Below are 11120 nucleotides of genomic sequence, written 5' to 3'. Positions count from 1 at the left end.
GTCGCCAAGTCAAAAATCGAGATGGGCAAGGCCGTCTTTGACCCCGCCCGCGAGCGCTCCAAACTCAACAACCTCGCCAGTCGCGCGCCCGAGCGCTACGAGGCGCAGACCATCACCCTATTCCGTCTCCTCATGAGCATGAGCAAGGCCGAGCAGCAGCGCTACATCAACGAGCTCAAGGGCATTACGGTGTCGCAAAAGGCCCATGCCACGGCCACAGCCTTCGATACGCCCTTTCCCCAGACGGCCTCCGTCGCCTGCCAGGGCGTGGAAGGCGCCTACAGCCAGATAGCCGCGTGCAAGCTCTTCGACGTGCCCGACATTGCGTTCTTTGAGACCTTCGAGGGCGTCATGCGCGCCGTGCGCGACGGCTTCTGCGAGTTTGGCGTGCTGCCCATCGAAAACTCCACCGCCGGCTCGGTCAACGCCGTCTACGACCTGCTCGCCCAGTTCGATTTCCACATCGTGCGCTCGCTACGACTCAAGATCGACCACAACCTGCTCGTCAAACCCGGCACCAAGCTCGCGGACATACGCGAGGTCTACAGCCACGGTCAGGCCATCGCGCAGTGCGCTAGCTTTATCGAGGCGCACGGCCTGCACGCCACCAAGTACCCCAACACGGCCATGTCGGCCGAGATGGTCGCCAGCTCCGAGCGCACCGATGTTGCCGCCATCGCATCGCGCAGCTGTGCGGCGCTCTACGGCCTGGAGGTGCTGGAGCCCAACATCCAGGACTCGGACAACAACTACACGCGCTTTGTCGTCATCAGCCGCGAACCGCGCGTCTACCCCGGCGCCAACCGCACCTCGCTCATGATTACCACGGCCAACGAACCGGGTGCGCTCTATCGCGTACTCGAGCGCTTCTACGCGCTCAATATCAACCTCATCAAGCTCGAGAGCCGCCCCATCCCCGGTCGCGATTTTGAGTTTATGTTCTACTTTGATCTGGACTGCCCCTTTGGCAGCAACGCCCTCGACGACCTGCTCGACTCAATCGACGACGTGTGCGAGAGCTTCACCTACTTTGGCAGCTACACGGAGGTGCTCTAGATGACCGATACCGCCGCAACCCGCCCCTACGGCGTACTGGGCCGCGTGCTGGGCCACAGCTACACCCCGACCATCTACAAGGAGCTCGCAGGACTCGAGTACGTGCGTTTTGAGCGCGAGCCCGAGGATCTGGAAGCTTTTATGACGGGCGACGAGTGGGAGGGCACCAACGTGACCATCCCCTACAAGCGCGCCGTCATGGAATACCTGGACGAGCTGAGTCCGCTGGCCGAGCGCATGGGCAACGTCAACACCATCACGCGCCTGCCTGACGGTCGCCTGCGCGGCGACAACACCGACTACTTTGGTTTTCAGTGTCTGGTCGAGGAGTTGGGCGTAGAGGTTGCCGATAAGAAGGTCCTCGTGCTCGGCGCCACCGGCGGCGCAGGCACCACGGCCAGCATGGTGCTCGATGACCTAGGTGCCATCGTCGTGCGCGTGGGCCGCACGAGCGAGGTCAACTACGGCAATATCGTGCAGCAGTCCGACGCCGCCCTGCTCGTCAACTGCACGCCCGCCGGCATGTTCCCCCACTGCCCCGACGCGCCTTGCACGCTCGAAGGGCTCGATGCGCTCGAGGGAGTTATCGACATTGTCTACAACCCTGCCCGCACGGGACTCATGCTCGAGGCCGAGCGCCACGGCATCCCCTGCATCGGCGGCCTGCTCATGCTCGTGGCCCAAGCGGCGCAGGCTGTCGAACGCTACACCGGCCAAGTCACCCCGCGCGAGCGCATCCTGGACGTAACGGAGCGCCTGTCACGCCGCGAACAGAACATCGCGCTGATCGGCATGCCGGGTTCGGGCAAGACCCGCGTGGGTGAGCAAATCGCCCAGCTCACGGGCCGCGAGCACATCGACTTGGATCGTGCGCTCGAGGAGCGTCTGGGCATGCCCTGCGCCGACTTTATCGTCGAGCGCGGCGAGGCGGCCTTCCGCGAGCAGGAGACGACGGCGCTGTCCGACATCTCCAAGCGCAGCGGCCTGGTGCTCTCCACCGGCGGCGGCGTGGTCACGCGTGACGAGAACTACCCGCTGCTGCACCAGAACAGCCAAATCGTGATGCTCAACCGCAAGCTCGACGAGCTCGCCCACAAGGGACGCCCCATCACCGCCCGCGACGGCATCGATAAGCTGGCCGAACAGCGCATGCCACGCTACCGCGCCTGGGCCGACTACATCATCGACTCACGCGACTGCGCCGCCAACACCGCCCGTGCCATCCTCGACACCCTCCCACCCGCTCTCTAACCAAAACCACCACAAAGGGGACAGGCACCTTTGTGGTGGTTTCTCGACTGCAAAGGAAGCAACCATGAAAGCACTCGTCATCAACGGCCCCAACCTCAACATGCTCGGCATTCGCGAGCCGGGCATCTATGGCAGTGACAACTACGACCGCTTAGTGCAGATCTGCCAGGAAGCGGGCGCCGCACAGGGCTTTGACGAGGTCGATGTCTTCCAGTCTAACCACGAGGGCAGCATCATCGACAAGATCCAGGAGGCCTACGGCAAGGTCGACGGCATCGTCATCAACCCGGCGGCCTACACGCACACGAGCGTGGCGATCCTCGACGCCCTCAAGGCCGTTGCCATCCCTGCCGTCGAGGTGCACATCAGCGCCGTAGAGACGCGCGAGGACTTCCGCCAGGTGAGCTATGCACGCCTAGCCTGCTTCGCCACCATCACCGGCGAGGGCCTGCAGGGCTACGCACACGCGCTGGAGCTGCTGAAAGAGCATCTCGAAAAGTAAGACCGCAACACTACTGAATAAATAACAGTGGGGAGGGCCAAGTTGGTCCTCCCCACTGTTATTACGCCTTCTTGATCACGTACGCCAATCCCATATCGCAGGTACAGCGTACGATTGACGCGAAGAGCCACGATGCCGGCAGCGTCATAAGCAGAGGCATGGTCTGCCAAGGAATAAACCAATCAACCGCGTGGATTGCAAAGATGGCAAGACTGACCTGTCCGCAGAACACAAGACCCCGTTCCAACGCCCCCAACACGGGCGCGTCTTTAAGCTTCTCCAGCGCCATGGAAACCCAGCACACGCAGTAGCTGCCGGCAAGAGCGGCAGCCGTCGCAACCACAAACCCATCCACGCGGCGGCTCGAAAGCTCAAGCCCACTCAGCGCGGCAAGGACAAGCCAAGCAACGCCGGCTCCAATAAACAGCAGAGGCTTGCTAGCGCTCGGCTCCAGCCCCCTTTGGCGCGCCGTATAACCAATCCACATCAGCAAGGCGATGTAGCAGCTCAGATCCAGATCGAGCGGCAGTTAAACGCCCATAAATCGAGACACGCTCAAACCGCAGAAGGCAATTACGGTACAGGCAACACCTTGGTAAACAACTCCAAGTTCGCGTGCGTCAAACAGCAGCATCAGAGCATTAAACAGCAACCGTGACGCAAACAGCGCCGCCAGAAACCATGCCATGCCAACGGCGGCAACGCCAAGCCCGGGCACATCAACGCCAGAGGCAAACACAAGCGTCTTAAGCCCCGCAACCAGCGCACCGCTCGTCAAAGGAGCGCCGCTCATCAAGAACGTCGGCACCTGCCACGCCAGTGCAAGAACCACATACGGCACCAGCAGGCGAGACACCGAACCACTCAGCAGCTCACACCACGGCTTAGGCCTAAACGTATACCCGGCAAGAATAAAGAACACCGGCATGTGAAACGAAAAGATCGCGTGTCGCAAAGGAGAGGGATTTGGAACGGTGTGCCCCACAATGACCAGAATAATTGCAATCCCCTTTGCAATATCGATCCAGTCGAGCCTTTTACTCCCCATAACACGCCCTTCAAAACCGCAGCACACAAGATGAAAAAAGCCCAGACCACCAAGCGGTCCGGGCTTAATAAACGATGGTGCTCCATGGCGGATTCGAACCGTCGACCTTGGGATTAGAAGTCCCCTGCTCTATCCAACTGAGCTAATGGAGCAAATAAACCGCACGCCCAGCCAAACAATTCAGCCAAGCGGTAGTAATTATAACCTAGTTGAACTGCTCGCGGTACGCCTTGCAGACTTCATCGACCGGGCCGTCCATGCGAAGGTCACCCTTCTCAATCCAAACGGCACGCTGGCAGATGCGCTCAACCTGCTCCATGGAGTGCGAAACGAACAGAACCGTCACGTCACCGCTCTGGATAAAGTGCTGGATGCGGGCCTCGCACTTCTGCTGGAAGAACACATCACCGACGGACAGCGTCTCGTCAACGATCAGAATATCGGGCTCGGTAATCGTCGCGATTGCAAAGGCGATACGCGCCACCATGCCCGAGGAGAAGTTCTTAAGCGGCATGTCGACAAAGTTCTGAAGCTCAGCGAACTCAATAATGCCGTCAAAGTTGGCATCGATGAACTCCTTGGTATAGCCGAGCAGGGCGCCGTTCAGATAGATGTTCTCGCGAGCGGTCAGCTCGGGGTCAAAGCCGGCACCAAGCTCAATCAGCGGCGCGATGTTACCGTGCACCTTAACGCTGCCCTCGCTAGGCTCAAGCACGCCAGCGATAATCTTGAGCATCGTAGACTTGCCGGAGCCATTGGTGCCGACCAGACCCACGACCTCGCCACGATGAATATCAAACGAGATATGCTTGAGCGCTCTAAACTCCTCAAAGAACAGCTCATGCTTGGCAAGCTTGATGAAGTACTCCTTGAGGTTGGTCAGCGACTCGGACGCCATGTTAAAGATCATGGTGACGTCGTCGACCTCGACAGCCAGAGGCTGCTCGCTGTAATCAACAACAGATTCAGTCATCACAGCACTCCTTAGATGTAGAGGATGAACTTGCGCTCGGACTTATGGAACACGGTGTAGCCGATAACAAGCGCAAGAACCGCCCAAGCGACGCACATACCAAACGTCATAAGCGAGGGCGTAGTCTGGAACAGGAAGATATCACGCATAAACTGCAGGTAGTTGTACATGGGGTTCGCATACATCAAGATACGCACGAGATGCGGCATTTGCGCAATAAAGTCAGTCGTCCAGAAGATGGGCGTAATGTAGGTCCATGCCGTGATGACGACGCTCCACAGATGCATGACATCGCGGAAGAAAACCGTAAGGGCAGAGAGCATCATGCCCAAGCCCATACAGAAACACATAAGCAGCAGTAGGCAGACCGGCAGCAGAATTAGGTGCCAAGAAGGCATAACACGGAACCACAGCATAACGATAGCTACGGCGACCAGCGAGAAGCCAAAGTTCACGAGTGAGAAAAGCACTTTCTGCACCGGAAAAACCCAACGATGCACTTTAACCTTCTTAAGCAGCGGAGCCGCACCCACGATGGACGTCAGTGCCTGGTTCGTGGACTCAGACATCACGGCAAAGGTAACGTTACCCACGATCAAGTACAGCGGGTACATCTCGGGCGTAATTGAGCCATTGCGGCCCTGGGCGAAAATCGTCGAGAACACGATAGCCATGACGATCATCATCAGCAGCGGGTTGAGCACCGACCATGCGACGCCCAGAACGCTACGGCGATACTTGATCTTAAAATCCTTGGTAACCAGCTGACGAAGGATAAACGCGTCCTTCTCAAATTCGTTCTTAGCAAACGTCGCAGGCAGACTGCGAGTTTCTTGTTGCTTTGTCTGATCCGACACGGATGCAACTCCTTTACTCGTAATCGTTGACAAGCGAACAGTATAGACCCGACGGCCATGCAAACGATTCGCGCAACAAAACTGGAGAACTAACCCACATCTTAGGATGACAAGCCCAAACGGCTATACTTTCAAGGATTGATTGTATAAGGAGCATTGAGTGAATTCTAAATCCATCGCCGTCATCATCCCTTGCTACAACGAAGCACTCACGATTGGTAAGGTCATCGACGACTTTCACCGCGAGCTTCCGCAAGCGACGGTCTATGTCTATGACAACAACTCATCGGACGATACCTCACGCATCGCCACCGAGCACGGCGCCACGGTCCGCTTTGAGCCCCGTCAGGGAAAGGGCAACGTGTGCCGCCAGATGTTTCGCGATATCGACGCCGATTGCTATCTGATGGTCGACGGAGACGACACCTACCCCGCCGAGGCGGCCAAAGCCCTCTGCGAGCCTATCCTCAGCGGCACGGCCGACATGACCGTAGGCGATCGCCTTTCCAACGGCACCTATGCCGAGGAGAACAAGCGTGCCTTCCACGGCTTTGGCAACAATCTGGTCCGCGCCATGATCAAGTGGATCTATGGCTACAGCTTCGATGATGTCATGACCGGCTACCGTGCCATGAGCCGCCCGTTCGTTAAAACCTTCCCCGTGCTTTCCGAGGGCTTCCAGATCGAAACCGAGCTCTCAATCCACGCCGTCGACCACCGCTGGCGCATCAAAGATGTGCCCATCGAGTACCGTGACCGTCCGGAAGGTTCCGAGTCCAAGCTCAATACCGTGAGCGACGGCATTAAAGTCGTTGCAATGATCGGCACGCTGTTCAAGGACTACCGCCCGCTGAAGTTCTTCAGCCTCGTCGCGCTTCTGTTTGCGGTGATCGGCCTCGCCCTGGGCATGCCCATCGTTGTCGAATATTTCCAGACCGGCCTCGTCCCGCGCTTCCCCACCGCTATGCTCGCCGCCTCGTTTATGTTCCTGTGCGGCCTGAGCCTTGCGACCGGATTCATCCTGGATTCTGTAGCAAAGGTCGAAAAAAAGCAGTGGGAGGTCAACGTGTACAGTAAATACGCCTACGATGTCCAGCCCGGCCACCCTACTTCCAAGCCAAGCGAGAGGTAAACCACCATGCCGCTCATCTCCATCGTCGTGCCGTGCTACAACGAGCAGGAATCACTTCCGATCTTTCTCAAAGAGCTCGATGGCGTCGTTCACATCATGACCCAGCAAGACCCCGGCATCTCCTTTGAGGCAGTCCTCATCGACGATGGCTCGACAGACAAAACGCTCGCCGTCATGAAAGCAGAAGCCGCGGCGGCGCATCCATACGCCATCCGCTGGCACTCTTTCTCGCGCAACTTTGGCAAGGAGGCGGCGCTACTCGCCGGACTACAGCACGCAAAGGGCGACTATGTCGCCACCATGGATGCCGACATGCAGGACCCGCCCTCGCTCCTGCCGCAGATGTACGAGATCTTGCAGACCGAAAACTACGATAACGTCGCTACACGCAGGACCACCCGCGAAGGCGAGCCTCCCATCAGGTCGTTCTGCGCCCGTATGTTCTACAAGATCATCAACCGCATTTCCAAGGCCGACATCGTCGACGGAGCACGCGATTTTAGGCTCATGAAGCGACCTATGGTCAACGCCATCATCTCCATGGGCGAATACAACCGATTCTCCAAGGGCATCTACGGCTGGGTCGGCTTCAAGACCAAATGGCTCCCCTACGTAAACGTCAACCGCGTGGCCGGTGAGACCAAATGGAGCTTTTGGTCGCTGCTCCTCTATTCCATCGACGGCATCGTCGCGTTTTCCACGGCGCCACTCTCCCTCGCCGCCCTCACGGGTATCGTCTTCTGCCTCATCGCCATCCTGGGATTTATCGTCATCCTGGTCAAAACGCTTGTTTGGGGCGACCCCGTAGGCGGATGGCCCTCCCTTGCCTGCCTCATTACGCTGTTTGGCGGCATGCAGCTCCTGTGCCTGGGAATCATTGGCGAGTACTTGGCAAAAGCCTACTTGGAGGCCAAGCGCCGCCCCATCTATATCATCCGAGAGTCCAACGAGGAATCTGATGACACGGCCCAATAACAGCACACTCAAGAATTTGGCGTTCTACGCCGCCTGCTTCACGTTTTCCGTCGCATTCTTTGTCGCACTTGCAGCGGTGGGGCATGTCTACCCCTTTGGCGACAACTCGTTTCTCACCAACGATCTCAAATACCAATACATCGACTTCTTCGCGTGGTTTCGCCGCGTCCTTTTAGGCGAGGCAAGCCTTCGCTATTCCTTCTCGCAGGGACTCGGCATGAACACATGGGGGCTCTATAGCTACTACCTCGCCAGCCCCTTCAACCTGCTCTGCGTGCTGTTTCCCGCGGACAAGCTGACGCTCTTCGTATTTGCCATAACCGCGCTCAAACTGGGCTGCATCAACATCACCAGCGCTTGGTACGCGCAAAAGCGCTTTGACCTGTCCAAGCCCGCCGCATTCCTGCTTTCCCTCTCGTTCACGTTTTGCAGCTGGACCATCAGCAACCTGCGCAACCCGCTCTGGATCGATTGCCTGATCCTGCTGCCCATTTGCGCCTACGGATGCCACGAGCTTATCCGCAAGCAGCGTATGATCCGCCTCGTCATCGCAACGGCGCTCAATGTCATGTTCTGCTGGTATACGACCTACATCAGCATCCTGTTCCTCTGCATCTTCGTATTGGTCGAATTTGTCGATTATGCTGCAGAAGAAGGATTTAGCTGGAAGCTCATGCTCGATCGGGCCCTGCGATTCGCCGGGGCTATCGCGCTTGGGCTGCTCCTGTCCGCCTGGACCTTTTTGCCGACCATCCTTGCCATGTCTAAGGGCGGTCCCGTTCTGGCACTCGGCCCCCTACTTAAAACCAGCCTCAAGTCGCTCATCAGGGGCTTTCTTCCCTGCATGTGGGTAAACAACGAAAGCACACCGCAGTTCTATTGCGGCGTCATCATGATGATGCTCGCGTTGAGTCTGCTGGTTAGCCGGACGGTTTCAATCAAGACGCGCATCGCAACACTCGTCGTCACGATAATCCTGGTCGCCAGCTCCGTTTTGAGCCCGCTCGAGTACATCTGGTGCGGCATGCGCGTTCCCAACGGTTTCTATTCGCGCACGGCTTTTTTGCCTAGCTTCTTTGCGCTGTGGGCAGCAGGATACGCGCTGCAGAAACTCAAAGAGCGGCCAACATTATGTCGAGCCCATCGTCCGGCCATCATCCTGCCACTCCTGGCAATCACGGCAATTGAACTATTTGCCAACGCCCATGTTATGTGGAACCAGCTGTACACAGGCTATTCCGAAGAAGCCAACAGCGCCTATGTCGCCACCGCAACCAACACGATCACAGCCATTCAAGACCAGGATTCTGCGCCGTTCTATCGCATTGACCGCACGACCACACGCGTCGACAGCGCCGCCCTCAACGAAGGCCTGGCGCTTGGATACAACCAGTTGTCTTCATATTCGTCCGCCAACAACCCGCAGGCCATCGCACTGCTCAATTCCCTTGGATACAGCAGCGTCGGCGAATTCTCGACCCGTTATGCCGAGCCCATTCTCGCCGTCGATGCCCTACTGGGAGTCAAGTATGCTATTCCTGAAAACGCGCCTGCAGGATACGTTTCAGCCAAGACGAATAAGGCCGACTCCACAAGCGCGGTGTACGAGAACCCCTATGCGCTCAGCATTGGCATCGCAGCCTCAAGCGATATCAAAAACAGCACGCTGAAGAGCGAGAACCCCTTCGAAAAGCAGAACGACCTCTACAGCAAAATCCTAGGCCGCGAGGTCGAGCTCTATACCAAGATCGAGGCCACGAGCACGGAGAATGGCGATAGCTTAAAGCAATGGAGCGTTACTGTACCGGCAAGCTCCATCGGGTATCTCTACATCAACAAAGATGCGACCGCCGGCAGTTATTGGCCCGTCGCCCTCACCATCGACCAGCGAACAATCAAAAACGAGGCTTGGAGATTCGACAACAATATCCGACAGATTGCAGACGCATCGGACGCCCCGAGCCAACATACGGTGTCAATCGGAGTCGCAGAGGGCTATACAGACATGCCCCAAGACAATGAGCCGGTCTTTTACGCCCTCAATCTGGAAATCTTTGAGCAGATTATCGACAAGCTCAAGGCAAATGAGTTTGTTCCAACAGTTTTTGAAGACGGCAAGATTGAGGGCGAGTATACCGCCAAGAACGATGGCAACCTGTTGCTGAGCGTTCCGTACGATGAGGGCTGGAACGTAACGGTAAACGGAACCGCCGCAGAACTAACGCCCGCCGCCGATAAGGGTTTGTCGTCCCTGAACATACAGAAAGGCGCAAATAGGATCGCGATGACCTACAAGACTCCGGGCGCCCTTGCGGGGCTTGCAGTGAGTCTGGCGACCGCAGCCGCCCTTATTGCAGCGGGACTATACGCCACGCATAAGAAAAGCCGCCGTTAACAAGCGGCGGCTTTTTTACTCTCGTCAATTCAATAGCGGCGACTAGAGTGTCTTGAGGTACTCCCCCAGCTCCTCCTCCCAGTCGGGTATGCGGAAGCCGACCGACTCGAGCCTGGACAGGTCGAGCGCGGAGTGGACCGGGCGCGGGGCGATGGGGCCGGCGGCATTTGCGTAGTAGTCGGTGGTGCTGACGGGGACCACCTTGTCCCCGTTGCCGTTGGCGGCCTCGAAGACGGCGCGGGCGATGTCGGCCCAGGACTTGACGGCGCCGGAGCCGGTGCAGCCGTAGGTGCCGTAGGGGGCGTGCGAGCCCAGCACGTGGAAGATGGCCGCTGCCATGTCGCGCGTGAAGGTCAGGCGGCCCAGCTGGTCGTCGACCACGGTGACCCGCTCGAGCCCGTCCTCGGGGTCGGCGACTCGGTCGGACAGCGCCTTCATCGTCTTGACGAAGTTGTGCCCCTCGCCGATGACCCAGGAGCTGCGCATGATGTAGTGGCGCGGGCAGCCGGCCACGGCGATGTCTCCGGCGGCCTTGGTCTGGCCGTAGACGGACAGCGGGCTGAAGGGCTCGCCCTCGTCGTGGACCTCGGCGGTGCCGTCGAAGACGTAGTCGGAGGACACGTGCACGAGCGTGATGCCGTGCCCGGCGCAGGTGCGGGCGAGAAGGGCCGGTCCGGTGGCGTTGGCCTTCCATGCGGTCGCGCGGCCCTCGGGGGTCTCGGCCCTGTCCACCGCCGTGTAGGCGCCGCAGTTGATGACGGTGCCGTAGAGCGACCAGTCGTACTGCGCATAGGCCTCCGGGTCGGACATGTCGAAGGTGTCGATGTCGCAGAAGTCGAAGTCCTTCGCCACGCCGCGCTCCTCGGCGAGTTTGCGCACCGCATGCCCCAGCTGGCCGTTGCAGCCGGTGACGAGGGTGCGCTTCGGCGCC

At 58.5% G+C, this 11120-nt stretch carries 11 protein-coding genes and 1 tRNA gene; 6 read left to right on the top strand and 6 right to left on the bottom strand.

The window, feature by feature from the left end; all coding sequences use genetic code 11:
- The 3 genes from pheA to aroQ form a co-directional block, all read left to right on the top strand.
- Positions 1-1056: prephenate dehydratase (pheA, locus tag ARB25_RS00070; RefSeq protein WP_055285106.1), on the top strand; the 1056-nt coding region annotated here is incomplete at its 5' end.
- Positions 1057-2307 (top strand): shikimate kinase, encoded by a 1251-nt coding sequence (locus ARB25_RS00065; RefSeq protein WP_055285105.1) that lies wholly within the window; start codon positions 1057-1059, stop codon positions 2305-2307.
- Positions 2308-2371: 64 nt separating this feature from the next.
- On the top strand, positions 2372-2809 hold the full coding sequence (gene aroQ / locus ARB25_RS00060; protein WP_055285104.1) for a type II 3-dehydroquinate dehydratase: 438 nt from the start codon (positions 2372-2374) through the stop codon (positions 2807-2809).
- Positions 2810-2870: 61 nt separating this feature from the next.
- Here aroQ and ARB25_RS00055 read toward each other — a convergent pair whose 3' ends face one another.
- From ARB25_RS00055 to ARB25_RS00035, 5 genes are all read right to left on the bottom strand, one after another.
- The gene (locus ARB25_RS00055; protein WP_055285103.1) at positions 2871-3296 is read right to left on the bottom strand and encodes a hypothetical protein; all 426 of its coding nucleotides are present in this window, start codon (positions 3294-3296) and stop codon (positions 2871-2873) included.
- Positions 3297-3338: 42 nt separating this feature from the next.
- The gene (locus ARB25_RS00050; protein WP_055285102.1) at positions 3339-3857 is read right to left on the bottom strand and encodes an acyltransferase family protein; all 519 of its coding nucleotides are present in this window, start codon (positions 3855-3857) and stop codon (positions 3339-3341) included.
- Positions 3858-3932: 75 nt separating this feature from the next.
- A tRNA-Arg gene (locus ARB25_RS00045) sits at positions 3933-4009 on the bottom strand.
- Positions 4010-4062: 53 nt separating this feature from the next.
- Positions 4063-4830 carry an ABC transporter ATP-binding protein gene (locus ARB25_RS00040; protein ID WP_006236046.1) on the bottom strand — a complete coding sequence of 256 codons (768 nt, stop codon included), beginning with the start codon at positions 4828-4830 and terminating at the stop codon, positions 4063-4065.
- 11 nt (positions 4831-4841) lie between these two features.
- Positions 4842-5687, bottom strand: coding sequence for an ABC transporter permease (locus ARB25_RS00035; protein WP_253276015.1), 846 nt, complete (start codon positions 5685-5687; stop codon positions 4842-4844).
- A gap of 160 nt (positions 5688-5847) precedes the next feature.
- On the opposite strand from ARB25_RS00035, the gene ARB25_RS00030 reads away from it, so the two are divergent.
- Genes ARB25_RS00030 through ARB25_RS00020 form a run of 3 tightly spaced genes read left to right on the top strand, consistent with a single transcriptional unit; the run spans position 5848 to position 10189 of the window.
- Positions 5848-6819: a glycosyltransferase family 2 protein gene (locus ARB25_RS00030; RefSeq protein WP_055285101.1), complete on the top strand. Its 972-nt coding sequence runs from the start codon at positions 5848-5850 to the stop codon at positions 6817-6819.
- Positions 6820-6825: 6 nt separating this feature from the next.
- The gene (locus ARB25_RS00025) at positions 6826-7794 is read left to right on the top strand and encodes a glycosyltransferase family 2 protein (protein ID WP_055285100.1); all 969 of its coding nucleotides are present in this window, start codon (positions 6826-6828) and stop codon (positions 7792-7794) included.
- Positions 7778-10189 (top strand): YfhO family protein, encoded by a 2412-nt coding sequence (locus ARB25_RS00020; RefSeq protein WP_055285099.1) that lies wholly within the window; start codon positions 7778-7780, stop codon positions 10187-10189. The genes ARB25_RS00025 and ARB25_RS00020 overlap by 17 nt, the downstream gene beginning before the upstream one ends.
- 42 nt (positions 10190-10231) lie before the next feature.
- Here the strand turns inward: ARB25_RS00020 and ARB25_RS00015 are convergent.
- Positions 10232-11120: SDR family oxidoreductase (locus ARB25_RS00015; protein ID WP_156327642.1), on the bottom strand; the 889-nt coding region annotated here is incomplete at its 5' end.

The organism is Collinsella aerofaciens, from assembly GCF_001405375.1.
In the GTDB taxonomy this organism is placed as follows: Bacteria; Actinomycetota; Coriobacteriia; order Coriobacteriales; family Coriobacteriaceae; genus Collinsella; species Collinsella aerofaciens_F.
This window is presented reverse-complemented; position numbering and strand designations above follow the sequence as displayed.

Bases quoted from the DNA above. Each gene is read 5' to 3' on its own strand.
- ARB25_RS00025 (WP_055285100.1), top strand. From the start codon at position 6,826: ATGCCGCTCATCTCCATCGTCGTGCCGTGCTACAACGAGCAGGAATCA.
- ARB25_RS00065 (WP_055285105.1), top strand. From the start codon at position 1,057: ATGACCGATACCGCCGCAACCCGCCCCTACGGCGTACTGGGCCGCGTG.
- ARB25_RS00055 (WP_055285103.1), bottom strand. From the start codon at position 3,296: ATGTGGATTGGTTATACGGCGCGCCAAAGGGGGCTGGAGCCGAGCGCT.
- ARB25_RS00020 (WP_055285099.1), top strand. From the start codon at position 7,778: ATGACACGGCCCAATAACAGCACACTCAAGAATTTGGCGTTCTACGCC.
- ARB25_RS00040 (WP_006236046.1), bottom strand. From the start codon at position 4,830: ATGACTGAATCTGTTGTTGATTACAGCGAGCAGCCTCTGGCTGTCGAG.
- ARB25_RS00050 (WP_055285102.1), bottom strand. From the start codon at position 3,857: ATGGGGAGTAAAAGGCTCGACTGGATCGATATTGCAAAGGGGATTGCA.
- aroQ (WP_055285104.1), top strand. From the start codon at position 2,372: ATGAAAGCACTCGTCATCAACGGCCCCAACCTCAACATGCTCGGCATT.